Origin of the sequence: Paraburkholderia sp. BR14374, from assembly GCF_040948685.1 — a bacterium.
GTDB lineage: Bacteria > Pseudomonadota > Gammaproteobacteria > Burkholderiales > Burkholderiaceae > Paraburkholderia > Paraburkholderia youngii.
This window is the reverse complement of the sequence record NZ_JBFPKF010000005.1, coordinates 145216-171201: the sequence shown is the minus strand read 5'-3', so window position 1 is coordinate 171201 and position 25986 is coordinate 145216. Positions and strand designations below refer to the sequence as shown.

Sequence of the window (25986 nt, the reverse complement as noted above, 5' to 3'; positions counted from 1 at the left end):
TATCATGTGGGCCTGTTTGTGTTGGTGGTCGCCTTCGCGGGACCGTGCAGGAGGAAAGAGTCGTGCCCGTTGGTGAGCGTTTGAACAGCATTACCCATCTCGTCGGCGCCGTGCTGTCGGTGGTGGGGCTGGCGGCGCTCGTCACGATGGGCGCGCTCGCCGGCGACGCGTACAAGGTCGTCAGCTTCAGCGTGTATGGTGCGATGCTGTTCGTGCTGTATGCGATCTCGACGCTGTATCACAGCGTCAGCCATGCGCGACTGAAGGCGATTCTGCAGAAATGCGATCATTCGGCGATCTACCTGCTGATCGCCGGCAGTTACACGCCGTTCACGCTCGTCACGTTGCGTGGACCGTGGGGCTGGTCGCTATTCGGCGTGAGCTGGGGGCTCGCTGCCCTCGGCATCGTGCAGGAACTCACGCTCGGGCGACGCACCCGCAGCGTGTCGATGGTGCTGTATGTGTTGATGGGATGGCTCGCGCTCGTAGCTGTCCGCCCGCTGGTGCAGGCATTGCCGGCCGCGGGTACCGCGTGGCTCGTGGCCGGCGGCGTCATCTACAGCGCCGGCATCTATTTCTTCATCAACGACGAGCGCATCCGCCACGGACATGGTATCTGGCACCTGTTCGTACTGGCGGGCAGTCTGTGTCAATTCGTCAGTGTCGCGCGCTATGTCGCGTGACGTTCCGCGGCGACGAATTGCAACTTAAGGCCAGTCGACGTGTCTGCATAGCGCGTTGAAACATTCGGCACATCTGTGAGCGTGCCGCCGATTTCTCCGTGAACGGAACCGGGCTGCGGCCTCGCACACGCCATGCGGGCGTGTCGATGCCGCGCTGGTTTTTCCGCGTTGGGGTCCTATGGGCTCAGCGGGGCCGTTCGCGAAACTGCATTGCAAAGAGCTTCTATGTCTTTTCATTCCCTCGGCTTGTCCGAACCGCTGGTCCGCGCTGTCAATGAACTCGGCTATACCAGCCCGACTCCGATCCAGACTCAGGCGATCCCGGCCGTGCTCAACGGCGGCGATCTGCTCGCCGGCGCGCAAACCGGCACCGGCAAGACCGCCGGCTTCACGCTGCCGATCCTGCAGCGCCTGAATTCGATGTCGCCGGCCGCCGGCGGCAAGCGCGTGGTGCGCGCGCTGATCCTCACGCCGACGCGCGAACTCGCCGCGCAGGTCGAAGAAAGCGTGCGTGCGTACGGCAAGTATCTGAAGCTGAAGTCGACCGTGATGTTCGGCGGTGTCGGCATCAATCCGCAGATCGATGCGTTGAAGCGCGGCGTCGACATCGTCGTCGCGACGCCGGGCCGTCTGCTCGATCACATGCAGCAGAAGACCATCGACCTGTCGCATCTCGAGATTCTCGTACTCGACGAAGCGGACCGCATGCTCGACATGGGTTTCATCCACGACATCAAACGCGTGCTCGCGAAGCTGCCGCCGAAGCGTCAGAACCTGCTGTTCTCGGCAACCTTCTCCGACGAGATCAAGGCGCTCGCCGACAGCCTGCTCGATTCACCGGCGCTGATCGAAGTCGCGCGCCGCAACACGACGGCCGAAACGGTCGCGCAAAAGATTCACCCGGTCGATCGCGACCGCAAGCGCGAGCTGCTCACTCATCTGATCCGGCAGCACAACTGGTTCCAGGTGCTCGTGTTCACGCGCACCAAGCACGGCGCGAACCGCCTCGCCGAGCAGCTGACGAAGGACGGCATCAGCGCGCTCGCGATCCACGGCAACAAGAGCCAATCGGCCCGCACGCGCGCGCTTGCCGAGTTCAAGGACGGCACGCTGCAGGTGCTGGTGGCAACCGACATCGCGGCACGCGGCATCGATATCGATCAGCTGCCGCACGTGGTCAACTTCGATCTGCCGAACGTGCCGGAAGACTACGTGCACCGCATCGGCCGCACGGGTCGCGCGGGCGCGACGGGCGAGGCGGTGTCGCTCGTGTGCGTCGATGAACTGCAGTTGCTGAAGGACATCGAGAAGCTGATCAAGCGTCCGGTCCCGCAGGAAGTTATCGCCGGTTTCGAGCCCGACCCGACCGCGAAGCCGGAGCCGATCCAGCGACGCGGCCAGGGTGGCGGCGGGCGTTCGCAGCGCCAGGGACAAGACGCGGGGCGTCGTGACGGCGCTGCTGGTGGTGGCGCATCGGCCAAGCCGGCTCAAGGCCCCGGTCAGCGTTCGGGACAGCGTGCGTCGAACGCTCAGCCCGCGCCGCGGCCGCAAGGTGCGAAGCCGGCCGGCAATGGCGGTCAGCCGCGTCGCGATACTCAGCGGCACGACGATCGGCCGCGTGCCGCCGCGCATGATGGCGCTCCCGCGCACCACGCGCCACGCAAGCCTCAAGGCAATCGTTCGACCAACGGCAATCCGGGCGCGTTGCTCGGCGGCGGCGTGAAGCGCAACGATGCGCCGCGTGGCGCGCAACCGTCGCGCAACGGCGACCGCGGCCGTTAAGCGTCGCTCGGCCTAAGGGCTGCCAGCGTGCGTACCAGCCGTTAGCGCTTCCCTGCTCGAAGACTAACGGCTGCTCGCCGCGGCAGCCCGCTTCAAATGCTCGATCTGCTGTTCCCATCGCTCGAGCACTGCACTCCCCTCTCCCTGCAATTCGAACGTGATGCCGCCCGTCAGGCGCGCATAACGGACGCTTTGCGCTTCCGCTGTGTCGATCGAGCCGAGCAGATAGACGAGGCCGCTGTCATCGCCCGCAATACCGGGCAGCGGCGCGATACGCAATTGCACCTGATAGAACGCCGCATCGCATACAAAGCTCAGCGCCGCGCGCCCGCTTTGCGCAATCGCGCCCGTCGCGCGCGCCTGCGGCCATAGCGCAATGCACAGCGTGCGCGAGTCGGGTGCATAGAGTTCGCCGACGCTCAACAGCGATGTGCGCACGTGCCCGTTCGCATCGACGCTCAACAGCGACGCGGTGAAGCCCACCTTGTCCGCAAGCGACGAACCGTCGAACAACGCGCGCACGTTGGCCGGCCATTCGTCGAACACATTCTGTTCGAGCGGACGCGCGGACGGTAATGCGGAGGAGGAATCGCTCATGCCATCGATCCAGTCGAAGTAGTGGGTCAAGCTCAATCATGCCTCGATAAAAGCAAAGCCCGCTGATGCGGGCTGATGCGGGCTTTGCTCTTTGATTCGCTTTCAAGGCTCAGCGAAAGAACACATGCTGCGTGATCTTCGCGAGCGGATAATGCACACCCGGCTGAATGCGCGCCGGCAGGTCGAGCGGCTTGAGCAGCATCTTCACACACATGTCGGCGGACAGATTGCGCCGCACCAGCTTATTGATGCGCGCCGCGCGCTCGCGGTTATACGCGGAGTCGTGCACGCGCTCCGGATAGCGAATCGCGAACACGTGGCGCAATGCGATCTCCGAGTCTTCGTTCTTGATTTCCATCACGCGACGCATCAACGCGCCGAGCACCGCGAGCCGGCCGTTGCCCTCGATCCGGTTGTACTTCTTGAAGTACCTGAAAAAGTGCTTGTAATGACGGACTTCGTCGGTGCGGATGTTGTCGGTGATCTGCTTGAGCACCGGCTCATCCGAGCATTCGTTGATCGCTCGATACAGCGTCGCGGTACCCGTTTCGACTACACAACGCGCGACCATCTCGAGCGCCCGGGTCTTTTCGAAATCGTCGACCGAGCAAGTCAGCGAATACTCGCCCATGAAATTGCGGAACGCGGTATGCCAGTCGAACTCGGGCCATACATACGCGATATAGGTCTGCAGCGCCCGGCCGTGCTGCATTTCCTCGGGCTCCCACTCGTGATTGAGCCAGGCCGAGACCTCCGGGTCGTCGTTGAAAAATGTACTCAGATTGCTGGTGTAGAGATCAGTGCCGCTTTCGATGAACGATGCCGCGCACAGCAACAGCAGCAGGTCTTCGTTGGCCGCGGCCTTCTGCCGGTCGATGCGCGTCAGATCGATGTCCTCGATCCGCCAGGGCATGACATGGTTCAGCTCCGTGTGCATTGTGTCTTGCTCCCATGCTGTACCGACCCGTGGAGTTCTTCGCAACCGCCCTCGCGCTCGCCGTGATGTTCTCCGTGCCGGATACAACGCCGTGATTTAGAGTTGGGCCCTTGTACTCTGCATGTTAGCCGGAGATATCCGACCATGCAGTTCACACAGCACAGACCATGCCGCAACGACGCAGTTCCGATTCCAAGATAGTCGAAATCTTGCAGCGAACTAAAAACGATGTCTGCAAGGCAAAAAAAAGCCAGTCGAAAAGGCTGGCTTTTCGGACATACACCACGTCCGGCGGATTGTGCACACGGGCGCCCTAGGCGGCCCCCTCTTCCTCAGGCAGGTTGTACCTCGCCCGAGACGGGACGCACACGACGCATGCGCAGCGCGACGATGATCAGCGATGCGCCCGAAAGCACCGCCGCAAGCAGCACGTAATAACTCGGCGCGAGTTTGTCGCCGGTCAGATGAATGAAGGTTTCGACGATGGTCGGCGCGAAGCCGCCGAAGATCGTCACGCCGATGCTGTAACCGATTGAAAGGCCAGTCGAGCGTACCTGGGTCGGGAAGATCTCCGACATCAGCGCGGGCATCGGCCCCGAGTACGAGGCCTTGAAAATACCGGCGACGCCTTGCAGCACGAGCAGCCAGCCAATCGTCGGATGTGCCTGCAACCATGCGAACATCGGATAGATCAGCAGGCCCATCAGGATCGACGTGCTCAGCATGATGCGAATTCGGCCGATGCGATCGGACAGCGCGCCCATGATCGGCGAGAAGATGAACTGCATGCCGCCGTTCAGCACGACCACGCCGAACGAGGCGGCCGCCGCCATATGCAGCTGCTTGACCGCGTAGAGCGGCATATAGAGCTGCAGCACGTACACCCCGACCGTCGACTGCGCAACGATGCCGATCGCGAGCAGCAGGTTGACCCACTGATTCGCGAACGACGCGTCCTTCGATCCGTTCAGGACCTTGTGTTCGCCGGCCGCTTCGCTAGCCGCGCGCTCTTCACGCAATGCGAGGAATTCGGGTGTCTCGTCCAGATGCGAGCGGATGTAGTAGCCGACCGGCCCGACCAGCAGACCGAACACGAACGGCACACGCCAGCCCCAGCTGTTCAGGTGCTCGGCCGGCAGCCACGCGGTCAGCAGCGAACCGAAGGCGGCCGCGGTGATCGCCGCGAGACCCTGGCTCGCGAACTGCCAGCTCGCGTAGTAGCCGCGCCGCGTCGCGCTGTGTTCGACCATGAACGCGGTCGCGCTGCCGAACTCGCCGCCGACCGCGAAGCCCTGCACGAGCCGCGCGAACAGCACCAGCAGTGGCGCCGCGAGACCGATCGTCGAAAACGGTGGCATCACGGCCATCGTGAAAGTACCGACCATCATCAGCGCGATCGCGAGCGTGAGCGCCGCTTTGCGGCCCTTGCGATCGCCGTACACGCCGAGCACGATCGCGCCGAGCGGGCGCATCAGGAACGAGATGCCGAAGGTGGCGATCGCGAGCAGCGTCGACAGCCACTCGTCCTGCATCGGGAAGAACTGTTTCGCGATGATCGTCGCAAAGTAGCCATAAACCAGAAAGTCGAACCACTCGAGCGCGTTGCCAATCGACGACGAGAAAACGATCCGCCGCACCATCGCTTTCGAAAGCGGCGCGGCGTGAGGGGAAGCGCTTGTCGAATGCGACGCGGGGGTGTTCATGATGGTCTCCTGCGTGTCTGCTGCGTGAAAGCTGTGTCGGGCGCGGCTTCGCCTGCATCGGCGGGGCGGCTGGTGGGTGCGCATTGGCGCGGCATATGGAATGCCGCGCGTTCGTCGCCTGTTGCCCGGGTGTCTGAGCTGAGCTCCGGTGTCGAGCTCAGCTCCGCGCGTTGCCTCGTCGTGGCCTAGAAGCCGGCCGCCAGACCGTCGCGGCGGCTGTCGCTGGCCGCCACGTAGCCGCGCTCCGGCTCGTTGCGATCGAGCTTCCAGACGAACTGGCCGGAGCCGAAGTCCATGTACGGATCGTCGACCGACTTGATCGTGTGGCCGAGCTTCTGCAGGCCCTCGGTGGTCCTCGGATCGAGCGTCGACTCGATATCGACCGTGAAGTCGCGGTTGACCTTCCAGCGCGGCGCATCGCACGCGGCCTGCGGCTGCTGTCCGTAGTCGAGCATGCGCACCACGGTCTGCAGATGACCTTGCGGCTGCATGTCGCCGCCCATCACGCCGAAGCTCATCACCGCTTCCTGCTGGCCGTTCACCTGCTGCGTGAGGAATGCCGGAATGATCGTGTGGAACGGCCGCTTGCCGCCCTCGACGACGTTCGGCGACTTCGGGTCCATCGAGAAGCCGCAGCCGCGGTTCTGCAGCGCGATGCCGCTGCCGGGCACCACGACACCCGAGCCGAAGCCCATGTAGTTCGACTGGATGAAGCTGACCATCATGCCGCTCTCGTCCGCGGCCGACAGGTAGATAGTGCCGCCCGCCTTCGGCATGCCGAAGTCGAAGTGCGTCGCGCGCTTCGGATCGATCAGCTTCGCGCGTGAACTCAGATACGCGTCGTCGAGCATCTGCTCGGGCGTGACTTCCATCGAGCGCGGATCGGCGACGTAGCGATACAGATCGGCGAACGCGAGCTTCATCGCTTCGATCTGCAGATGCTGCGACTCGACGCTGTCGACCTTCAGCGACTTCACGTCGAACTTTTCCAGGATGCCGAGCGCAACCAGCGCCGCGATGCCTTGGCCGTTCGGCGGAATCTCGTGCACGGTGTAGCCGCGATAGTCCTTGCCGATCGGCTCGACCCAGTCAGCGCGGTAGTTGCGCAGATCGTCGGCGGTCAGAGCGCCGCCGCCTGCGCGCGCGAACGCGGCGATCCGCTCGGCGATCTCGCCTTCGTAAAACGCGCGCGGGCCTTGCTCGGCGACGAGGCGCAGCGTCTTCGCATGACCGGGGAAGCGCACCAGCTCGCTGACCTCGGGCGCGCGGCCGCGCGGCATGAAAGTCTGCGCGAAGCCCGGCTGATCCTTCAGCTCCGGCACCGCGGCCGCCCACTTGTACGCGACGATGCTCGCCACCGCGTGACCGCGCTCGGCGATTTCGATGGCCGGCTCCATCAGCTCGGCGAACGGCAGCTTGCCGAACTTCTCGTGCAGCGCTTCCCAGCCGGCGATCACACCCGGCACGGTGACCGCATCCCAGCCGCGCTTCGGCTGCTGCGCGAGGCCGTTTTCCTCGCCGTATTTGCGCTTGAAGTAATCGACGTTCCACGCGGCCGGTGCTACGCCCGACGCGTTCAGACCATGCAGCTTCTTGCCGTCCCACACGAGCGCGAACGCGTCGCCGCCCAGCCCGCACGACACCGGCTCGACCACTGTGATCGCGGCGGCCGCCGCGATCGCGGCATCGACCGCATTGCCGCCCTTCCACAGCATGCGCAGCCCGGCCTGCGCGGCGAGCGGGTGGGAGGTCGAAACGATGTTGCGTGCGAATACGGGCAGACGTTGCGTCGGATAAGGGTTTTGCCAGTTGCTGAAGCCAGTCATGTCGAACACTCTCGAAAGCGCGGCCGGCACGAAAAAGTCGCCGGACCTCAGGGGAAAGGTTGTAAAGCAGGTAAATCGGGAAACCGAGGATTGCATCGCGAAGCGCGCCAAAAAACAAATTCATTTATTAAATGAATAAATGCGTAATGCGCCTGAATGGGTTTCGAGCAGATGCGGGTGCTCGCGGCGAATTCCAGCGGATTGCGCCAGTTGGCGGACAAGGGACGCGATGGTCTTACAATAGCCGCAATCGCGACACAACAGCCACGACACACCACACATGACACGAGACCCCCGCCTGACTCTCAACGCCCGGCAACAGGAATTGCTGGAGTGGGTGCAACGCGACGGCTTCGTGACCGTGGACGACCTCGCGAGCCACTTCGACGTCACCCCGCAGACGATCCGCCGCGACGTCAACTGGCTCGCCGATATGAACCTGCTGCGCCGCTATCACGGCGGCGCCAGTCTGCCGACCAGTTCCGAGAACGTCTCCTACACCGCGCGCCAGCGCATGTTCCATGAAGAGAAGCGACGCATCGCGGCGCTGGTGGCCACTCACATTCCGGACCAGGCATCGCTGTTCATCAACCTCGGCACGACCACCGAGGAAGTGGCACGCGCGCTGAACCGCCACCGCGGCTTGCGCGTGATCACGAACAATCTGAACGTCGCGAGCATGATGAGCGGCTACCCGGACTGCGAAGTGCTGGTGACGGGCGGCATCGTGCGACCGTGGGACAAGGGCATCGTCGGGGAACTGGCGATCGATTTCATCCGCCAGTTCAAGGTCGATTTCGCGATCATCGGCACGTCGAGCATCGAAACGGACGGTACGCTGCGCGATTTCGATACGCGCGAAGTGCGTGTCGCCGAGGCGATCATCGAGCACGCGCGCACCGTTTTCCTCGCCGCCGATCACTCCAAGTTTGGTCGTCCCGCGCTAGTTCGCCAGGGACATCTCGAGCAGATCGACGCGCTGTTCACCGACGCCGCCCCACCCGCCGACATGGCCGAGGCTCTGAACGCCGCCAATTGTCAAATCTACATCGCCGGATAATTCCAGGCGTTCTCCGCCATGCTGCGGTGCACGCAAAACCTCGCGTGAAATCAAGAATTTGGCTGCAGGGCCGGACCGCCTATCGCGCGGCCAATTGTCAAATGGAAAATTTACGGGGACCAGGTTGGCGTTTCATCGGTGCTCGCCTACACTCCAGTTCCCCAGCGTACGTTGCGAGTTTCGCACGGCGTCGGTTGTGTGAACCTGTCGTGTAAGCCGTACATCCCGCCCTGATCTTTAGCGGACCCCGCCCCGGCCTACCGGTCGACTGCAAGGCTGTCCGCAATTTGCTGACATGGAGAGAACGATGCTGAGTCCGCATGAATTCGCCACGTTGTTGCTCGTCAAGGACGCCCCCAACCAGGTCGAAATGGACCGAGAAGAACTCGACGCGTTGCTCGAACGCCAACTGGTGCAACTCGAACGCCTCGCATCGGGCAACGAAGAATGGCGCGTGACGGAAACCGGCGACACCGCATTGCGGGCCATCAAACGTTATTCGTGAGTTTTCCCCGCAGTTGACAGCGGGCCGCCTTTGCGGCCCTTTGTTGTGCGCATCTCATTTACGCAGTAAATTCACGCGACGGACTTCCCGCCCTCGCGTATGCCCAAGACGCTCTCCGCCGACGACATCCAGCAGTTTCGCGAAGCGATGCGACGCGTCGCGGAAAACGCGTTTGCGACCCGCGGCGCACAAGGCGTGACGATGCGCGAGCTGGCGAAGGAGCTCGGCTGCAGCGCGATGACACCGTATCGCTATTTCCGCGACAAGGAAGAAATTCTGGCGATGGTCCGCGCCGCCGCGTTCAACCGCTTCGCCGCGCGCCTCGAAGCGGCCGCGAAAGCGATCCCCGCGAGCGCCCCCGCCATCGATCACAGCGCCGTCAGCCGGGCCTATGTCGACTTCGCGCTCGATGAGCCGCACGCCTATCGTTTGATGTTCGATCAGACGCCGCAACAGCAAGGCGCTTCCCCCGAGCTGGCCGCGGCGTCGCAACGCGCGTGGCGCCTGCTGGAAGCGCACTTCGAGCGGCTCGTCGAGGCGGGTGTTCTCGAAGGCGATCCGCGTCTGATCGGCTACGCGTACTGGACGAGCCTGCACGGCTTCACGATGCTCGCGCTCGCGAACCAGTTGCCGCCGCCGGCGGACCGACAGGCCGATTCCGCCGACGGCGGCGCACATGAGCCGTCGCGCGAAGCGGTGTTCGCGCAGATCCTGCGCATGCTGTGGCGCGGAGCGTTGGCGCCGCAAAAGTGAACCGATGCGCCTGGCAGGCGGCGCGAGAGTCGCGCCCACCAGTCAACCCGCTGCCACTTAGCCGCTACGCAAGGTCGGGTCGACAGTCGCCCGCCAGCTGAGCGCCCTTGCGCGCTGCTCGTTGAAGAACTCGACCCACTGGTTGCGCAGCTTCGGATCGCTGCTCGTCCCCTCGCTCGCATGGCGCTGCGCGATCGACGCCTGGAACGCGCAGAAGTCGTCGTTCGACAGTCGGCCGCGCCGGTTCGCCACGTAGGCATCGAAGAACGTCTCGTAGACGATCTGCGCGTCGTGGCCGTAGTCGACGGTCTGCGGCGAGCACATCTTCTGCAACGCCTCGAACGACGTCGCGCCCCTTGTCCCTTCCAGACTCGGCGTACTCACGCATCCTGCCAGAAGCGCGGCAGCGCCGATCCTCAAAAATCCTCGCATTCATCACCTCGAAATGGCTGCTGCCAAGAGTATCGTTCGCGCTCGCGCGTTACGCCACTCGGTCGCCATTCGATCCACGTTCGTTCAAATCAAGCGAACTTTACTTTTTCGAATATGTTCATTAAAGTTCGAAAACGAACATGATTCGTTCAATTAGCTTTCCGACTGACTTCCAGATTCGATCCAGAGGGCTCGACAGGTGACGCAACGCACGAAATACGATTTGCTCGTCGTCGGTGGCGGGATCAACGGCGCAGGCATCGCCCGCGACGCGGCTGGCCGCGGCCTGTCGGTGCTGCTGTGCGAGCAGGACGATCTGGCCGCGCACACGTCGTCGGCGAGCACCAAGCTGATCCACGGCGGGCTGCGCTACCTCGAGTACCGCGAGTTCGGGCTCGTGCGCAAGGCGCTGCAGGAGCGCGAAACGCTGCTGCGCGCGGCGCCGCACATCATCTGGCCGCTGCGCTTCGTGATGCCCCACGTGCCCGAACTGCGCCCCGCCTGGCTGATCCGTGCGGGTCTTTTCCTGTACGACCATCTGGCCAAGCGCGAGCTGCTGCCGGGCTCGCGCGGCATCGTGATGAGCCGGCATCCGGCCGGCGCGCCGCTCGTCGACACGATCAAGCGCGGCTTCGTTTATTCGGACGGCTGGGTCAACGACGCGCGCCTCGTCGTGCTGAACGCGCTCGACGCGCACGAGCGCGACGCGACGATCCTCACGCGCACGAAGCTGCTCAACGCCGTGCGCGCCGGCGGCGAGTGGCGCGCGCAACTGCAACGCGCGGACGGCACGACTCTCGACGTGCGCGCCGCCGCGATCGCGAACGCGGCGGGCCCGTGGGTCGGCGAGCTGCTGCAAGGCGCGCTCGGCCGGCCGTCGTCGCATAGCGTGCGGCTCGTCAAGGGCAGCCACATCGTCACGCGGCGCCTGTTCGAGCACGACCACGCGTACATCGTCCAGAACCCGGACAAGCGGATCATCTTCGCGATTCCCTATGAGCACGACTACACGCTGATCGGCACGACCGACCTCGAATATCGCGGCGACCCGTCGCAAGTCGCGATCGACGCCAACGAAACGCAGTACCTGTGCGATTCGATCAACCGCTACTTCAGGCAGAAGATCTCGCCCGCCGACGTGCGCTGGAGCTATTCGGGCGTACGCCCGCTGCTGGAGGACGAGAACGCGGACAATCCGTCGGCGGTCACGCGCGACTACTCGCTCGAACTCGACGCGCCCGCGAACGAGGCGCCGCTGCTGTCGGTGTTTGGCGGCAAGATCACGACGTTTCGCAAGCTCGCCGAGCAGGCCGTCGATACGCTCACCGACGCGCTGCACCACGGCGCGCCCGCGTGGACCGCCGACGCGCCGCTGCCGGGCGGCGACATCGCGCAGGCGAACTTCAATCGCTTCCTCGGCGAGTTCTCGCGCGAACATGCGTGGCTGCCGGCATCGCTCGCGCATCGGCTCGCGCGCGCGTATGGCACGCGCGCGAATCGCGTGATCGGCTCGGCGCACTCGCGCGCCGAGCTCGGTCGCGAGTTCGCGCCGGGTCTGCACGAAGCCGAGCTGATTTATCTGCGCGATACCGAGTGGGCGCGTACCGCGCAGGACGTGCTGTGGCGGCGCTCCAAGCTCGGGCTGCATGTCGAGCCGGGCACGCTCGATCAGGTCACGCGCGACATCGACGCCTGGTTCGCGCGCGAACCGGCCCGGCAGAGCGCCTAAGCGACGCGGCAGACGACACCCGGCGAGCGCAGCCGGCCACCCACCGCAGCTTCGGCTGGACGACGCCGGCACGCACCCTCAAACTATGGCGGCTCGCTCACAACAACACGCGGCTCGCATCGCCGGCCAAACGATCCGGCGATCCATAACATGCATGGAGAAGAGACAATGCAGGATCAGTACGTCCTCGCGCTTGACCAAGGCACCACCAGCTCACGCGCGATGCTGTTCGACCGGCGCGGCAACGTCGTGTCGAGCGCGCAAAAGGAATTCCAGCAGATCTACCCGCAGCCTGGCTGGGTCGAGCACGATCCGCGGGAAATCTGGTCGACCCAGGCCGGCGTCGCCGCCGAGGCGGTCACGCGAGCCGGCATGAACGGCACGTCGATCGCGGCGATCGGCATCACGAACCAGCGCGAAACCACGATCGTGTGGGATCGCGAAACCGGCCAGCCGATCTACAACGCGATCGTCTGGCAGGACCGCCGCACCGCCGACTTCTGCGACGAACTGAAAGCGCAAGGTCTCGAAGCGAGCGTGCGCGCGAAGACCGGTCTGCCGATCGACTCGTACTTCTCGGCGACCAAAATCCGCTGGATTCTCGACAACGTCGAAGGCGCGCGCGAAAAAGCGCGTCAGGGCCGGCTCGCGTTCGGCACCGTCGACAGCTGGCTCATGTGGAACTTCACGAAGGGCGCGCTGCACATCACCGACGTAACCAACGCGTCGCGCACGATGCTGTTCAACATCCACACGCTGAAGTGGGACGACGAGCTGCTCTCCGCACTCGACATTCCGCGCAACATGCTGCCGGAAGTGCGGCCGTCGTCGGAGGTGTACGGACCGACGGTGACCACCGTGTTCGCATCGAAGATTCCGCTCGCGGGCATCGCCGGCGATCAGCACGCCGCATTGTTCGGCCAGATGTGCACCGAGTCCGGCATGGTCAAGAATACCTACGGCACCGGCTGCTTCCTCGTGATGAACACGGGCGCCAAACCGATCGAATCGAAGAACAATCTGGTCACGACGATCGCCTGGCAGATCGGCGAGCGTATCGACTACGCGCTCGAAGGCAGCATCTTCATCGCCGGCGCGGTGGTGCAGTGGCTGCGCGACGGCCTCGGCATCATCAGGAGCGCGGCCGAAATCGAAACGCTCGCGCGCAGCGTGCCGCATTGCGACGGCGTGTATCTCGTGCCTGCGTTCGCCGGCCTCGGCGCTCCGCACTGGAACGCGCATGCGCGTGGCACGCTGTTCGGGCTCACGCGCGGCACGACCTCCGCGCATATCGCGCGTGCGGCGCTCGATTCGATCGCGTATCAATCGCTCGATGTGCTGAAGGCGATGGAAGCCGACTCGGGCATTCGCATCGGCGAGCTGCGCGTGGATGGCGGCGCCTGCGCGAACAATCTGCTGATGCAGTTCCAGGCCGACATCCTCGGCGTCGACACGGTGCGCCCCCAGGTGTCGGAGACGACCGCGCTCGGCGCCGCCTATCTGGCCGGTCTCGCGGTCGGCTACTGGAAGGATATCGACGAGTTGAAGAGCCAGTGGAAGCTCGAACATCGCTTCACACCGGCGCGGCCGCACGCGGAGATCAGGACCTGCCTCGATGGCTGGCAGCGCGCGATCCGCGCGGCGAAGGCTTGGGCCGATACGCCGTAAGGCCGTAAGGCCGCGGGCACGCAGAACATCGAAAGGACGTGGTCCGAAAGCACGTATGATGTCGCTTTTCACCCCGGCGAGCGGGCCCCGCAACCCGCCGCCCGCGCGCATTGCGCTTATCGTTTTTCAGGCATGATCGACCACCTCATCTGTGACTGCGACGGCGTGCTCGTCGACAGTGAAGTCATCGCCGATCGCGTGATGTTCGACACGCTGACGGCCACCTTCCCCGGCATCGATTTCGCCCCCGTCATCAAAACCGCGTTCGGCCAGCAAACCTCGCGCTTTCTCGCCGGCCTCGAAAAGCAGTTCGACATCACACTGCCCGCGAACTTCCTCGATGCGATCGAGCACAACGTCGAGCTCGCGCTCGCCGCGTCGCTCGGTCCGATCCACGGTGTGCGCGACGCGCTGCAGCGCGTGACGCTGCCGGCCGCAGTCGTGTCGAACAGCCGCATGACACGTGTGAGCGCATCGGTGCGGCGGGCCGGTCTGCAGCAGATTTTCGGCGAGCGGGTGTTCAGCGCCGAGCAGGTCGCGCGGCCAAAGCCCTATCCCGATGTCTATCTGTTCGCGGCCACGTCGCTCGGCGTCGAGCCCGCGCGCTGCCTCGTCGTCGAAGACAGCGTCTCGGGCCTGAACGCGGCGCGCGCGGCCGGCATGAAGACGATCGCCTTCGTCGGCGCGAGCCATATTCCGGACGGCTATGCGGATGCGCTGCGCGCGATGGGCATCACGCGAATCATCAAGCATATGGATGAACTGCCGGCGCTGATCGACGCGGGCGTGCGCGGCGAGTTCGGCGACGTGCAGTCGTAGCGGATTCGCGCAACGCGGATAAAAAAAGCCGGTTCTCCTTGCGAAGAACCGGCTTTTTGCGTCATGGCACTGCGTGCCGCTCGAAGCATGATGGCCCGTCAAGCCTCGGCCATCGCGCCCTCGCGCACCCGCGCGAGCGTCTCGCGAAACTCGACCAGCTCGGCGATCGTCAGCATCGGCAGACCGTGTTGCGCGGCAAAGCGTTCGACGTCCGCACCGCGCGTCATCGTGCCATCGGCGTTCATCAGTTCGCACAGCACGCCCGCCGGCTTCAGGCCCGCGAGGATCGCCAGATCGACGGTGCCTTCGGTGTGGCCGCGCCGTGCCAGCACGCCGCCGGGCATCGCGCGCAGCGGGAACACGTGGCCAGGGCGCACGATGTCGGCGGGCGTGGCCGTATCGGCGATCGCGGCGCGGATCGTGGTCACGCGATCCTGCGCGGACACGCCGGTGCTGACGCCTTCGCGCGCTTCGATCGACACCGTGAACGCGGTGCCGTGACGGCTTTCGTTGTTGACGGCCATCGGCGGCAGTTGGAGCGCGCGGATCTTGTCGTCGGGCAGGCACAGACACACGATGCCGCTGCATTCGCGGATCAGAAGCGCCATCGTTTCGACCGACAGGCGCTCGGCCGCGACGATCAGATCGGCTTCGTTCTCGCGGTCGTGGTCGTCCTGCAGCACCACGGCGCGACCCTCGCGCAATGCCTGCAAGGCGGCGGCGATACGCGGCGGAACGGCTTCGGTGGCAAGCAGAGGGAGATCGGCGAAGGCATCGTCTGCAATCGTCGACGGAGCGGGAAAAGTAGCAAAGGACATGTTGAAACGCTCATCGCAAAAGTTGGGCGAAAAACGTTTCAGGGCATTGCAAACAGACTGACGCGCTGCCGCCTGGCACACCGCACGAGAGCGGACGATCATCAGCCGCCCAAGCTACGGGCGGCATCGCGGAACGCACCTGACTATCTGCACATCTTCTTCCATCCGGACTATCACCGTCGGCTCTGGCTTCTGACCAGATCTGCTGACCCCGCCGCAATCTCCGCTACTGCGAAGACCACTCGATGCGGGCGCTCGCGGGCTTGCCGGCTCACGCTGTCGCGCTGTCGGCCTACCGCCGGTGGGGAATTGCACCCCGCCCTGAAGACGCACTGATTGCCGGTTTGACCGGCCGGCGAAGCATACAACAGTCGCGCAAGCGCTGCAGCGCGACGATCAAAGACCCTACTCGCGGCGTTGGCCCTGCATCGACGCCCCGAGCTGCGCCAGAACCTCGAATGCCGTCGATTCTCAACCCGATACGCGCGCAGCTTCATCGCACGCGGCGCTCGCGGCCCGCACTTCCCAGCGCGGCGGCGTCTCAGCCCGCAGCGTCACGCGAAACGCGCGCGCCTCGGTGTCGCCGGGATTGCGCAGGCTGTGCGGCTGGTCGGCGTCGAACACGATCGCGTCGCCGGTCGCGAGCAGCTGGCGCTGGCCGTGCACGCTGACTTCGAGCGTGCCGTCGCTGACCACCAGATTCACCGTCGTGCCCGGCGCGCGGCGAATGCCCGCCTCCGTATGCAGCGGCGCGATCCGCAGCTCGTGAAACTCGGCGGCGATCGACTCGTCGTCGGGATACAGCGGGCGCACCGAGTAGCGCCCGTTCGCGCTGACCACGCGGGCCGAACGCTCGGCCGGCAGATGCTCGAAGCCGTTGGTCGCGTGACGCCGCAGGAACGCCGCCACCGACACTTTCAGCGCCGCCGCCACCTTGCACAGCACTTTGATCGACGGCACGCTGCGCGCCGACTCGATTTGCGCGAGCATCGCGCGCGACACGCCGGATGCGCGCGCCAGCGCATCGAGCGAAAGCTGGCGTTCGGCGCGCAGCCGCGCCAGATTCACGCCGACCAGCTGTTCGAGCGCATCGAAGGGTTCGGCAGAGCGCGGCGCGGCGTTGGTATCGCCATCGGCCGAAGGATCGCGGACCAGCGCGAGCGGGGAATGCATATTGGCCTCCAGAGCGCCGCCCAGCGGCGCAAGAGCAGTAAGTGGAGGCAAGATAGCATCGGCTCTCGCCGCGCCCAACGAAGTTATCGTCACACTGTTATCAGCATGGCGGAGGCAAGCAACTGACGACTCACGCGCCTTGGGCGAGCGTTCGCGCGCTGCTCGATTTCCTCGCCGAGCGCGTCGCGCAGGTGTCGGATCAACCGGGAAGCCCGCTGGGACTGCCGCTGCAGCAGCCAATGAGCGCCTGATGAGCGCCTGATGAGCGCTAAAACCCCCGCAGCGTGAAGGGCTATAATATGCAGTTACGCTGCAAAGACACGCGCAAGCCGGCCATCAAGCGCCGCGCTGCCCCGCGCCGCGGCCTCCTTCACCTTTTTACGACGCCCCCAGGTTAACCACTGCGACCGGCGAAATTCGATGACCAAGAAAGTTTATGTAAAAACCTTTGGCTGCCAGATGAACGAGTACGACTCCGACAAGATGGTCGACGTGCTCGGTGCCGCTGAAGGACTCGTAAAGACCGACACGCCGGAAGACGCCGACGTGATCCTGTTCAATACCTGCTCGGTGCGCGAAAAAGCGCAGGAAAAAGTCTTCTCCGACCTCGGCCGCGTGCGCGAGCTGAAGGACGCGAATCCGAATCTGATCATTGGCGTGGGTGGCTGCGTCGCTAGCCAGGAAGGCGCATCGATCGTCGCGCGCGCGCCGTACGTCGATATCGTGTTCGGTCCGCAAACGCTGCACCGCCTGCCGCAGATGATCGACGAGCGTCGCGCGAGCGGCCGCGCGCAGGTGGATATTTCGTTTCCCGAAATCGAGAAGTTCGATCACCTGCCGCCGGCGCGCGTCGAAGGTCCGAGCGCGTTCGTGTCGATCATGGAAGGCTGCAGCAAGTACTGCAGCTACTGCGTCGTGCCGTACACGCGCGGAGAGGAAGTGTCGCGTCCGCTCGACGACGTGCTGACCGAAATCGCCGGCCTCGCCGACCAGGGCGTGCGCGAAGTCACGCTGCTTGGCCAGAACGTGAACGCTTATCGTGGAAAATTCGGTGGCGCACTGACCTTGGGCTCGACCGAGATCGCCGACTTCGCGACGCTGATCGAATACGTCGCGGACATCCCCGGCATCGAACGGATTCGCTACACGACGTCGCATCCGAAGGAATTCACGCAGCGCCTGATCGACACTTATGCGAAGGTGCCGAAGCTCGTCAGTCACCTGCATCTGCCCGTGCAGCACGGCTCCGACCGCATCCTGATGGCAATGAAGCGCGGCTACACCGTGCTCGAGTACAAGTCCGTGATCCGCAAGCTGCGCGCGATCCGCCCGGATCTGTCGCTGTCGACGGACATGATCGTCGGCTTCCCCGGCGAGACCGAGGAAGACTTCGCGAAGATGATGGCGCTCGTCGAAGAGATGAAGTACGACACGAGCTTCTCGTTCATCTACAGCCCGCGCCCCGGCACGCCGGCCGCGAACCTGCACGACGACACGCCGCGCGAGGTGAAGCTGAAACGTCTGCAGCATCTGCAGGCCACGATCGAAGAGAACGTGCAGCGCATCAGCGACGCGATGGTCGGCAAGGTCGAGCGCATTCTGGTCGAGCGCCCGGCGCGCAAGGACCCGAACGAGCTCGCGGGCCGCACCGAGAACAACCGGGTCGTCAATTTCCCGGCGCCGGTGGCGTCGCATGCACGGCTGATCGGTCAGATGGTCGACGTGAAGATCGTGCATGCGTACCCGCACTCGCTGCGCGGCGAACTGGTGATGGTTCACGACGACAGCGCCGCCGTGGCGCACTGAGCACGCTAAGCGCACTGACCGACATTCTGAGTATCGCAACCGACAGGATCGACTCACCGCCTTGAAGACCACTCAGCAGCATCTGGAATTCACCGCACCGCGCGATGACAACGCGCGGCTTGCCAACCTCTGCGGACCGCTCGACGAAAATCTGCGGCAGATCGAGCAGGCGCTCGACGTGACCCTGCAGCGCCGTGGCCACCGCATCACGATCCGCGGGCGCGGCGCGAAACTCGCGCTCACCGCGCTCGAAAACTTCTACAACAGCGCACGCGAGCCCTTGTCGGTCGACGACATCCAGCTCGCGCTCGTCGAAGTGCGCCATCCGGCGCGCCATCGTTCGAACGGCAATGGCAATGGCGGCGACGTCGTCGACCCGCGCTTCACCGGCAATCCCGATCATCCGTTCGACCAGCCCGCCGATACCGATGCGAGCGAAGACGACTTCGAGGAATACGGCCCGAAGCTGTACACGCGGCGCGCGGATTTGCGCGGCCGTACGCCGGCGCAACGCGAGTACCTGAAGCAGATCGTGTCGCATGACGTCACCTTCGGCGTCGGCCCGGCCGGCACTGGCAAGACCTACCTCGCGGTGGCCTGCGCGGTCGACGCGCTGGAGCGCGACCAGGTCAAGCGCATCGTGCTCACGCGCCCGGCCGTCGAAGCGGGCGAGCGGCTCGGCTTCTTGCCGGGCGATCTGGCGCAGAAGGTCGATCCGTATCTGCGTCCGCTGTACGACGCGCTGTACGACCTGCTCGGCTTTGACAAAACCGCGAAGATGTTCGAGCGGCAGATGATCGAAATCGCGCCGCTCGCGTACATGCGCGGCCGCACGCTGAATCACGCGTTCATCATCCTCGACGAGGCGCAGAACACCACGCCCGAGCAGATGAAGATGTTCCTCACGCGGATCGGCTTCGGCTCGAAGGCGGTCGTCACCGGCGACACGACCCAGGTCGACCTGCCGCGCGGCCAGAAGAGCGGGCTGATCGAAGCGCAGCAGGTGCTCGCGAACGTGCGCGGCATCGCGCTCACGCGCTTCACGAGCGCGGACGTGGTGCGTCATCCGCTGGTCGCGCGAATTGTGGAGGCGTACGATGCGCATGCGCAGAAGTCGACCGCCGCGGCGGATTCGCGCTAAAGCGATGCGCTTCGCAGCGCGAGGCCCGCGTGGCCTCGCCACCATGCCGCAAAAAACGACTGAGCCACGAACGCCACGCACAGAAACCGCATGAGCCGCACCCCGAAACTAACACTGAGCCTGCAATTCCCCGCCAAAGCCTGGCCGGAACACAAGGCGCTACTGCCGCGCGCGACGGTGGCAGGCTGGATCAAGGCGGCGCTGTTCGCAGACGGCGAACTGACGGTTCGCTTCGTCGACGCCGAAGAAGGCCGCACGCTGAACCGCACCTATCGCGGCAAGGATTACGCGACCAACGTGCTGACCTTCGCTTATGCCGAATCGGAAGACGACCCGGTGACGGGCGATCTGATTCTGTGCTGCCCGGTGGTCGAGAAGGAAGCCGCCGAGCAGGGCAAACCGCTTGCCGCGCATTACGCGCACCTGCTCGTGCACGGCACGCTGCATGCACAAGGCTACGACCACGAGGTTGAAGAAGAAGCCGAGGAAATGGAGGCGATCGAAACCGAAATCCTCGCCAGGCTCGGCTTTCCGGACCCTTATCAATAGACGTCCCGCCCCTCATCCAACCGGACCCACCGTGAGCACTCCGTCCCCCGAAACCGAGATTCCTGTGCCCTGTCCGGACTACCCGCCGGTGCTCGGCGACTCGCGGCTTCTGACTGACGACGAACTGCGCGCGTCGCTCGAATGCACGTTGCGCGGCTGGGACCGCCAGAGCGATCTATGGCTGTTCGGCTATGGCTCGCTGATCTGGAACCCGGGACTGCCCACCGTCGAAGCGATGCGCTCAAAGGTGCACGGCTATCACCGCGGCCTCTATCTGTGGTCGCGTGTGAATCGCGGCACGCCCGAGCAGCCCGGCCTCGTGCTCGCGCTGGATCGTGGCGGCTCGTGCACCGGCATGGCGTTCCGGCTCGCGGCCGATGGCTCGATGCCGCATCTCGAAGCACTGTGGCGCCGCGAAATGCCGATGGGCTCGTACCGTCCCGCGTGGCTGCCATGCGTACTCGCGGACGGCCGGCGCGTCGACGCTCTCGCCTTCGTGATGCGCCGCGACGTGCCGAGCTACACCGGCAAGCTGCGCGACGACATCATTCAGACCGTGCTGGGCTGCGCGAGCGGCCGCTACGGCACGACTTTCGATTACGTAAGCCGCACCGTGCATGCGCTGCGCGAAAGCGGCATGCCGGACCGCGCGCTCGAAGCGCTGCTCGCGCGCTGCAAGCCGGCCGTGTAATTTCGTCATCTCGGCGAAAACCCCACCCGCGACTTTTTTGCCGGCGAGCGCTTTTGACCGCGTAATCGGTTAGGATGATTCCACGCTCCGCCTTCGCGGCGCGGCCGTTTCACCTTGGCTTCACTCATCGCCAGGCCCGGCCGGACACGGTTCCGCCATGTGCCTGGTGTATCCTTAACGCTCTGTAACAGCGCGCCCAGTCTCGCCGGGCGCACTACCATGAACGACACGTATCCCAGTCGACGCCATACCGGACGCCATCTCGACAAACCGCAGGAAAAGCGCTCGCTGCTCGAACGCCTGACCGACTTCATCTCGCCCGAACCCGACTCGCGGGCCGAACTTCTGGAAATTCTGCAGGACGCGCACGAGCGCAACCTGATCGACGCCGACTCGCTGTCGATGATCGAAGGCGTGTTCCAGGTGTCGGAACTGAGCGCGCGCGACATCATGGTGCCGCGCGCGCAAATGGACGCGATCAACATCGCCGACAATCCCGCCGAATTCATCCCCTACGTGCTGGAGAAAGCGCATTCGCGCTATCCAGTCTACGAGGGCAATCGCGACAACATCATCGGCGTGCTGCTCGCGAAAGATCTGCTGCGCTACTACGCCGAAGAAGAATTCGACGTGCGCGGCATGCTGCGCCCGGCCGTGTTCATCCCCGAGTCGAAGCGGCTGAACGTGCTGCTGCACGACTTTCGCGTGAACCGTAACCACCTCGCGGTGGTCGTCGACGAATACGGCGGGGTCGCGGGCCTGATCACGATCGAAGACGTGCTGGAGCAGATCGTCGGCGACATCGAGGACGAATACGATTTCGACGAGGAAAGCGGCAACATCATCGCGTCGCCGGACGGACGCTTCCGGGTGCGCGCGCTGACCGAGATCGAGCAGTTCAACGACACCTTCGGCACGCAATATTCAGACGAAGAAGTCGACACGATCGGCGGGCTGGTCACGCATCACTTCGGCCGGGTGCCGCATCGGGGCGAGAAAGTGCGCCTCGACGATCTGATCTTCGAGATCCTGCGCGGCGACGCCCGCCAGATCCACATGCTGCTGGTGCGCCGCGACCCGCTCGCGGGCCAGCGCGAACGCGAGTCGCAGCACGTGCAGACCTGAGCCGGCGGCTCGGGCCGATGCACGGCCCGAGCGCCCGCGCGCTGTTTTTGCGGGCGCGTCGCCTAGTCGCTTGCCTACTGATTTACCCTTTCAACTTCCGACGCCGACCGCGCAACAATGGCCGACCCGATCACTTCCCGTTCGCACCGCGGCGTGAGCGCTCCCGCCGCCACCGACGACGTCACGCGCAGCCGCGCGCTGCCGCGCTGGCACTACCTCGTCGCACTGGCCGCGGGCGCGGCCAATACGCTGTCGTTCGCGCCGACGCCGCATGGCGGCTGGCTGCAACTCGCGATCTTCGTGTTCTTCTTCGCGTGGCTCACGCGCAGCACCGGCTGGAAAAGCGCCGCGTTGACGGGCGGCGCGTTCGGCTTCGGCAACTTCGTGAGCGGGGTCTGGTGGCTGTATGTGAGCATGCACTACTACGGCGGCATGCCGGCGCCACTCGCCGGCACGGCGCTCGTGCTGTTCTCGCTGTATCTCGCCCTCTACCCGGCGCTCGCCGCGGGGATATGGTCGTTCTGCGCGGGCCATGCGCGCAACGGCGCGGCCGACGACCGCGCGCCATTCTCGCCGACCTGGCACGGCGCGCTGGCTTTTGCCAGCGCGTGGGCGATCGGCGAATGGCTGCGCGGCACGGTGTTCACCGGCTTTCCGTGGCTCGCCACCGGTTACGCGCAAGTCGACGGCCCGTTGGCGGGGTTTGCGCCCGTGGTCGGCGTATATGGCGTCGGCTGGATGGTCGCGCTGACGGCCGCGTTGATCGTGCAGGCGTTGTTGGCGCTGCTGCCGTCCTGGCGCCCCGGGCGTGCCAATGAATCGCGCGAGCCGAACGCCAGCGCCGCTGGTGACGTCGACAGCCGCGCCGCGCGCGGCCGCGGCACGCGCGTTGCCGCCATCGCCGTGCCAGCCTGCGTCGCGCTCGCACTGCTCGTGATCGGCCTGCTGCTGCCGCTCGTGCAGTGGACGACACCCGCCAATGCGCCGCTGACGGTGCGGCTGCTGCAAGGCAACGTGAAGCAGGAGATGAAATTCGAGGAAGCCGGCTTGCGCGCGGCGGTCGACGAGTATCAGAAAATGATCACGTCGAAGCCGGCCGATCTGATCGTCACGCCGGAAACCGCGATCCCCGTGCTCGCGCAGCAGCTGCCGCCGAACTTCGCGGCCGCGATCCGCCAATTCACCGATTCGACCGGCAGCTCGCTACTGTTCGGCGCGATCGGCGGCACGATCACGCCGGAAGGCCGGGTGGTCGACTACACCAACAGCCTGTTCGGCGTCACGCCCGGCTCGCACGAAATCTATCGCTACGACAAGCACCATCTGGTGCCGTTCGGCGAATTCGTGCCGTGGGGCTTCCGCTGGTTCGTGAACCTGATGAACATACCGCTCGGCGACTTCTTCCGTGGCCCGCCTGTGCAAAAGCCGTTCATGGTGCATAACCAGCCGGTCGCGGTGAATATCTGCTACGAGGACATCTTCGGCGAGGAAATCGCGCGCACGCTGCGCGAGAACGCGACGCCCGCCGGCGTGCTGATCAACTCGACCAATCTCGCGTGGTTCGGCGACACGATCGCGCTCGACCAGCATCTGCAGATCGCGCGCATGCGCTCGCTCGAAACCGGCAGGCCGATGCTGCGCGCAACCAACACTGGCATGACCGCCGCAATCGACGCGAACGGCCGCGTGATCGGGCGCCTGACGCCATACACGGTCGGCTCGCTCGACGTCAACGTGCAAGGCACCGCCGGCAACACACCTTACGTGACGAGCGGCAACAACACGGTGCTCGCGGTGTCGGTGCTGCTGCTCGCGATCGGTTTCGCGTTCGGACCGGGGATCGCGCGGCGGCGCAACGGCAAGCGGTAACGCCGGCGCCCACGTCAAACGAACACCGCCCGCAAAAAAATGCGCCTGACATGCAGGCGCATTTTTTTATGCTCATTCGAGCTTCATCAATCCTTCGGCGCCGTATCGATGAACGACTGCCGCTGCGACAGCTTCTCGAAGTGCTTGTCGAGGTTCGGATGCGCTTCGCGCCAGTTCAGTTCCGGCATACGGAAGTCCAGATAGCCGAGCGCACAGCCCATCGCGATGTCGGCCAGCGTGTAGTGATTGCTCGCGCACCACGGCTTGCTGCCAAGCCCCTGCGACATCGCTATCAGCGCTTCGTCGATCTTGCGCTGCTGCCGCGCGACCCACGCGTCCACGCGCTGCTCGGGGGCGCGCTGGGTGCTTTCCAGACGGATCAGCACGGCCGCGTCGAGCACGCCGTCGGCGAGCGCCTCCCAGCAGCGCACTTCGATGCGCTCGCGCCCCGACGGCGGAATCAGCTTGCCCACCGGCGACAGCGTATCGACGTATTCGCAGATCACCCGCGAATCGAACACGGCTTCGCCGTCTTCCATCACGAGGCACGGCACCTTGCCGAGGGGGTTGAAGGTGTGAATCCGGGTATCCGGCGCCCAGACGTTCTCGGGCACCAGTTCGTAGTCGATCTTCTTGTCGGCGAGCACGATGCGCGCTTTACGCACATACGGGCTGCCGAACGAACCGATGAGTTTGATCATGACCTTCTGCCTTTTTCTGAATCCGGCGAAAGTATAAGTGGTCTAAGGCTTTCGCGAACGTGCTGGCGGCATCTTCGCGAACTGTCCGCCGAGCCGCTGTGGACGGATTGCAACATGACGGCGGCCGCCGCGCCGTCGGAATTCGCACAAAGGGAGTCGATGTCGTGCGCGGAGAATGGGGCCTGGAGACACGCGGCGCTACAATCGCACGATGAACCAGCCGACCGAACCCACCATCGCCATCGACGTCTACCGCACGCGCCGCGAGCGCGTTCTCGCCGCGCTGCGCGCCGCGGGTGGCGGCGTCGCCATCGTCCCGACCGCGCCGGAAGCGCTGCGCAACCGCGATACTGACTATCCGTACCGCCACGACAGCTACTTCTATTATCTGACCGGCTTCACCGAGCCCGAAGCGCTGCTGGTGCTCGATGCCAGCGCTGCGCCCGGCGCGCCCGCGTCGGTGCTGTTCTGCCGCGAGAAGAGCGTCGAGCGCGAAACGTGGGAAGGCTTGCGCTTCGGCCCCGACGGCGCGCGCGAAGCATTCGGGCTCGACGCCGCGTTCCCGATCGGCGAGCTCGGCACGCAGTTGCCGCGCATCATCGCCGACAAGTCGGCGCTGCACTATGCGCTCGGCACCTCGGCGCATCTGGACGAGCAGGTGCGCGGCTGGCTCGACGCGGTGCGCGCGCAAAGCCGCAGCGGCACCGTCGCGCCCACGGCCGCGCGCGACCTGCTGCCATTGCTCGACGAGATGCGGCTCGTCAAGGACGACCACGAGCTCGCGATCATGCGCCGCGCCGGACAGATTTCGGCGGCCGCGCACCGTCGCGCGATGGCGGTGTGCCGGCCCGGTATCCGCGAGTACGAACTCGAGGCCGAACTGCTCTATACGTTCCGCAAGTTCGGCGCGCAGGCGCCGGCCTATACGTCGATCGTCGCGGCCGGCGCCAACGCGTGCGTGCTGCACTACCCCGCCGGCAACGCGATCGCGCGCGACGGCGACCTGATCCTGATCGACGCGGCCTGCGAACTCGACGGCTACGCGTCCGACATCACGCGCACGTTCCCGGCGAGCGGCCGGTTCACGCCGGCGCAGCGCGAGCTGTACGACATCGTGCTGGCCGCGCAGCAGGCCGCCGTCGATGCGACGCGCGCCGGCGCGAGCTTCGACGATCCGCATCAGGCCGCGCTGCGCGTGCTGTCGCAGGGGCTGCTCGACACCGGCATCGTGCCGCGCGCGAAGTTCGCATCGGTCGACGACGTGATCGCCGAGCGCGCCTACGCGCCGTTCTACATGCACCGCACCGGCCACTGGCTCGGCATGGACGTGCACGACTGCGGCGACTACCGCGAGCGCGGCGCGCCGCGCGACGAAGCGGGCGCGCTGCCGTGGCGCACGCTGCGCGCGTCGATGACGCTGACGATCGAGCCGGGCCTGTACGTGCGCCCGGCCGAAGGTGTGCCCGAGCGCTACTGGAACATCGGCATCCGCATCGAGGACGACGCGATCGTCACGCCGACCGGCTGCGAGCTGATGACGCGCGACGTGCCGGTCGCCGCCGACGAGATCGAGGCGCTGATGCAGGAAGCACGAGCGGCTCGTCAACAGAGGACCTGAT

Annotated in this window: 23 protein-coding genes and 1 riboswitch; of the genes, 15 read left to right on the top strand and 8 right to left on the bottom strand. The window is 65.2% G+C overall.

What is annotated here, in order from left to right; genetic code table 11:
• Window positions 1-62: 62 nt before the first annotated feature.
• Window positions 63-683, top strand: a complete 621-nt coding sequence (locus AB3X86_RS13920) for a hemolysin III family protein (RefSeq protein WP_368596423.1) — start codon at window positions 63-65, stop codon at window positions 681-683.
• Window positions 684-908: 225 nt separating this feature from the next.
• Window positions 909-2465, top strand: coding sequence for a DEAD/DEAH box helicase (locus AB3X86_RS13915; protein WP_368596422.1), 1557 nt, complete (start codon window positions 909-911; stop codon window positions 2463-2465).
• 63 nt (window positions 2466-2528) lie between these two features.
• Here the strand turns inward: AB3X86_RS13915 and AB3X86_RS13910 are convergent, their stop codons facing one another.
• The 4 genes from AB3X86_RS13910 to ggt form a co-directional block, all read right to left on the bottom strand.
• Window positions 2529-3062 carry a hypothetical protein gene (locus tag AB3X86_RS13910; RefSeq protein ID WP_368596672.1) on the bottom strand — a complete coding sequence of 178 codons (534 nt, stop codon included), beginning with the start codon at window positions 3060-3062 and terminating at the stop codon, window positions 2529-2531.
• Window positions 3063-3171: 109 nt separating this feature from the next.
• The gene (locus tag AB3X86_RS13905; RefSeq protein ID WP_176380872.1) at window positions 3172-3999 is read right to left on the bottom strand and encodes a ferritin-like domain-containing protein; all 828 of its coding nucleotides are present in this window, start codon (window positions 3997-3999) and stop codon (window positions 3172-3174) included.
• A gap of 332 nt (window positions 4000-4331) precedes the next feature.
• Complete coding sequence (locus AB3X86_RS13900) at window positions 4332-5702, bottom strand: MFS transporter (protein ID WP_368596421.1); 1371 nt, start codon at window positions 5700-5702, stop codon at window positions 4332-4334.
• A 185-nt stretch (window positions 5703-5887) separates the two neighbouring features.
• Window positions 5888-7528, bottom strand: a complete 1641-nt coding sequence (ggt, locus tag AB3X86_RS13895; protein WP_368596420.1) for a gamma-glutamyltransferase — start codon at window positions 7526-7528, stop codon at window positions 5888-5890.
• Window positions 7529-7808: 280 nt separating this feature from the next.
• Between ggt and AB3X86_RS13890 the strand changes: the two genes are divergently transcribed.
• The 3 genes from AB3X86_RS13890 to AB3X86_RS13880 all read left to right on the top strand — a co-directional run bounded on the left by AB3X86_RS13890 (window position 7809) and on the right by AB3X86_RS13880 (window position 9846).
• Window positions 7809-8588, top strand: a complete 780-nt coding sequence (locus AB3X86_RS13890; protein ID WP_176121795.1) for a DeoR/GlpR family DNA-binding transcription regulator — start codon at window positions 7809-7811, stop codon at window positions 8586-8588.
• A 307-nt stretch (window positions 8589-8895) separates the two neighbouring features.
• Complete coding sequence (locus AB3X86_RS13885) at window positions 8896-9093, top strand: hypothetical protein (protein WP_013090475.1); 198 nt, start codon at window positions 8896-8898, stop codon at window positions 9091-9093.
• Between the two features lie 99 nt (window positions 9094-9192).
• Complete coding sequence (locus AB3X86_RS13880; RefSeq protein WP_368596419.1) at window positions 9193-9846, top strand: TetR/AcrR family transcriptional regulator; 654 nt, start codon at window positions 9193-9195, stop codon at window positions 9844-9846.
• 57 nt (window positions 9847-9903) lie between these two features.
• Here the strand turns inward: AB3X86_RS13880 and AB3X86_RS13875 are convergent, their stop codons facing one another.
• Window positions 9904-10278 (bottom strand): hypothetical protein, encoded by a 375-nt coding sequence (locus AB3X86_RS13875; RefSeq protein ID WP_368596418.1) that lies wholly within the window; start codon window positions 10276-10278, stop codon window positions 9904-9906.
• A gap of 199 nt (window positions 10279-10477) precedes the next feature.
• Between AB3X86_RS13875 and glpD the strand changes: the two genes are divergently transcribed.
• From glpD to AB3X86_RS13860, 3 genes are all read left to right on the top strand, one after another.
• Window positions 10478-12007, top strand: coding sequence for a glycerol-3-phosphate dehydrogenase (gene glpD / locus AB3X86_RS13870; protein ID WP_368596417.1), 1530 nt, complete (start codon window positions 10478-10480; stop codon window positions 12005-12007).
• A 168-nt stretch (window positions 12008-12175) separates the two neighbouring features.
• Window positions 12176-13675 (top strand): glycerol kinase GlpK, encoded by a 1500-nt coding sequence (gene glpK / locus AB3X86_RS13865; protein ID WP_368596416.1) that lies wholly within the window; start codon window positions 12176-12178, stop codon window positions 13673-13675.
• Window positions 13676-13807: 132 nt separating this feature from the next.
• Window positions 13808-14494 carry an HAD family phosphatase gene (locus AB3X86_RS13860; protein ID WP_176365616.1) on the top strand — a complete coding sequence of 229 codons (687 nt, stop codon included), beginning with the start codon at window positions 13808-13810 and terminating at the stop codon, window positions 14492-14494.
• Window positions 14495-14592: 98 nt separating this feature from the next.
• On the opposite strand, the gene ribB is transcribed toward AB3X86_RS13860, so the two are convergent.
• Both ribB and AB3X86_RS13850 read right to left on the bottom strand, forming a co-directional pair.
• Window positions 14593-15312 (bottom strand): 3,4-dihydroxy-2-butanone-4-phosphate synthase, encoded by a 720-nt coding sequence (gene ribB, locus AB3X86_RS13855; RefSeq protein ID WP_368596415.1) that lies wholly within the window; start codon window positions 15310-15312, stop codon window positions 14593-14595.
• A 149-nt stretch (window positions 15313-15461) separates the two neighbouring features.
• Window positions 15462-15645, bottom strand: a riboswitch (FMN riboswitch).
• Between the two features lie 138 nt (window positions 15646-15783).
• On the bottom strand, window positions 15784-16485 hold the full coding sequence (locus AB3X86_RS13850) for a helix-turn-helix domain-containing protein (protein ID WP_368596414.1): 702 nt from the start codon (window positions 16483-16485) through the stop codon (window positions 15784-15786).
• Between the two features lie 420 nt (window positions 16486-16905).
• On the opposite strand from AB3X86_RS13850, the gene miaB reads away from it, so the two are divergent.
• The 6 genes from miaB to lnt all read left to right on the top strand — a co-directional run bounded on the left by miaB (window position 16906) and on the right by lnt (window position 23666).
• Window positions 16906-18291 (top strand): tRNA (N6-isopentenyl adenosine(37)-C2)-methylthiotransferase MiaB, encoded by a 1386-nt coding sequence (gene miaB / locus AB3X86_RS13845; protein WP_368596413.1) that lies wholly within the window; start codon window positions 16906-16908, stop codon window positions 18289-18291.
• A 61-nt stretch (window positions 18292-18352) separates the two neighbouring features.
• Complete coding sequence (locus tag AB3X86_RS13840; protein ID WP_368596412.1) at window positions 18353-19432, top strand: PhoH family protein; 1080 nt, start codon at window positions 18353-18355, stop codon at window positions 19430-19432.
• Between the two features lie 90 nt (window positions 19433-19522).
• Window positions 19523-19981, top strand: a complete 459-nt coding sequence (gene ybeY, locus AB3X86_RS13835) for an rRNA maturation RNase YbeY (protein WP_368596411.1) — start codon at window positions 19523-19525, stop codon at window positions 19979-19981.
• 31 nt (window positions 19982-20012) lie between these two features.
• On the top strand, window positions 20013-20672 hold the full coding sequence (locus AB3X86_RS13830; RefSeq protein WP_176121805.1) for a gamma-glutamylcyclotransferase: 660 nt from the start codon (window positions 20013-20015) through the stop codon (window positions 20670-20672).
• A gap of 219 nt (window positions 20673-20891) precedes the next feature.
• Window positions 20892-21797 (top strand): HlyC/CorC family transporter, encoded by a 906-nt coding sequence (locus AB3X86_RS13825; protein WP_368596410.1) that lies wholly within the window; start codon window positions 20892-20894, stop codon window positions 21795-21797.
• A gap of 117 nt (window positions 21798-21914) precedes the next feature.
• Window positions 21915-23666, top strand: coding sequence for an apolipoprotein N-acyltransferase (lnt, locus tag AB3X86_RS13820; protein WP_368596409.1), 1752 nt, complete (start codon window positions 21915-21917; stop codon window positions 23664-23666).
• An 86-nt stretch (window positions 23667-23752) separates the two neighbouring features.
• Here the strand turns inward: lnt and AB3X86_RS13815 are convergent, their stop codons facing one another.
• Window positions 23753-24367: a glutathione S-transferase C-terminal domain-containing protein gene (locus tag AB3X86_RS13815; RefSeq protein WP_368596408.1), complete on the bottom strand. Its 615-nt coding sequence runs from the start codon at window positions 24365-24367 to the stop codon at window positions 23753-23755.
• Window positions 24368-24578: 211 nt separating this feature from the next.
• Here AB3X86_RS13815 and AB3X86_RS13810 point away from each other — a divergent pair, with 211 nt between their 5' ends.
• Window positions 24579-25985 carry an aminopeptidase P N-terminal domain-containing protein gene (locus tag AB3X86_RS13810; RefSeq protein ID WP_368596407.1) on the top strand — a complete coding sequence of 469 codons (1407 nt, stop codon included), beginning with the start codon at window positions 24579-24581 and terminating at the stop codon, window positions 25983-25985.
• Window position 25986 lies beyond the last annotated feature (1 nt).

Bases quoted from the DNA above. Each gene is read 5' to 3' on its own strand.
- glpK (WP_368596416.1), top strand. From the start codon at position 12,176: ATGCAGGATCAGTACGTCCTCGCGCTTGACCAAGGCACCACCAGCTCA.
- AB3X86_RS13880 (WP_368596419.1), top strand. From the start codon at position 9,193: ATGCCCAAGACGCTCTCCGCCGACGACATCCAGCAGTTTCGCGAAGCG.
- miaB (WP_368596413.1), top strand. From the start codon at position 16,906: ATGACCAAGAAAGTTTATGTAAAAACCTTTGGCTGCCAGATGAACGAG.
- AB3X86_RS13885 (WP_013090475.1), top strand. From the start codon at position 8,896: ATGCTGAGTCCGCATGAATTCGCCACGTTGTTGCTCGTCAAGGACGCC.
- AB3X86_RS13875 (WP_368596418.1), bottom strand. From the start codon at position 10,278: ATGCGAGGATTTTTGAGGATCGGCGCTGCCGCGCTTCTGGCAGGATGC.
- lnt (WP_368596409.1), top strand. From the start codon at position 21,915: ATGGCCGACCCGATCACTTCCCGTTCGCACCGCGGCGTGAGCGCTCCC.
- ggt (WP_368596420.1), bottom strand. From the start codon at position 7,528: ATGACTGGCTTCAGCAACTGGCAAAACCCTTATCCGACGCAACGTCTG.
- AB3X86_RS13890 (WP_176121795.1), top strand. From the start codon at position 7,809: ATGACACGAGACCCCCGCCTGACTCTCAACGCCCGGCAACAGGAATTG.
- AB3X86_RS13900 (WP_368596421.1), bottom strand. From the start codon at position 5,702: ATGAACACCCCCGCGTCGCATTCGACAAGCGCTTCCCCTCACGCCGCG.
- AB3X86_RS13850 (WP_368596414.1), bottom strand. From the start codon at position 16,485: ATGCATTCCCCGCTCGCGCTGGTCCGCGATCCTTCGGCCGATGGCGAT.
- AB3X86_RS13905 (WP_176380872.1), bottom strand. From the start codon at position 3,999: ATGCACACGGAGCTGAACCATGTCATGCCCTGGCGGATCGAGGACATC.
- AB3X86_RS13860 (WP_176365616.1), top strand. From the start codon at position 13,808: ATGATCGACCACCTCATCTGTGACTGCGACGGCGTGCTCGTCGACAGT.
- ybeY (WP_368596411.1), top strand. From the start codon at position 19,523: ATGAGCCGCACCCCGAAACTAACACTGAGCCTGCAATTCCCCGCCAAA.
- AB3X86_RS13825 (WP_368596410.1), top strand. From the start codon at position 20,892: ATGAACGACACGTATCCCAGTCGACGCCATACCGGACGCCATCTCGAC.
- AB3X86_RS13915 (WP_368596422.1), top strand. From the start codon at position 909: ATGTCTTTTCATTCCCTCGGCTTGTCCGAACCGCTGGTCCGCGCTGTC.
- AB3X86_RS13910 (WP_368596672.1), bottom strand. From the start codon at position 3,062: ATGAGCGATTCCTCCTCCGCATTACCGTCCGCGCGTCCGCTCGAACAG.
- AB3X86_RS13815 (WP_368596408.1), bottom strand. From the start codon at position 24,367: ATGATCAAACTCATCGGTTCGTTCGGCAGCCCGTATGTGCGTAAAGCG.
- AB3X86_RS13810 (WP_368596407.1), top strand. From the start codon at position 24,579: ATGAACCAGCCGACCGAACCCACCATCGCCATCGACGTCTACCGCACG.
- ribB (WP_368596415.1), bottom strand. From the start codon at position 15,312: ATGTCCTTTGCTACTTTTCCCGCTCCGTCGACGATTGCAGACGATGCC.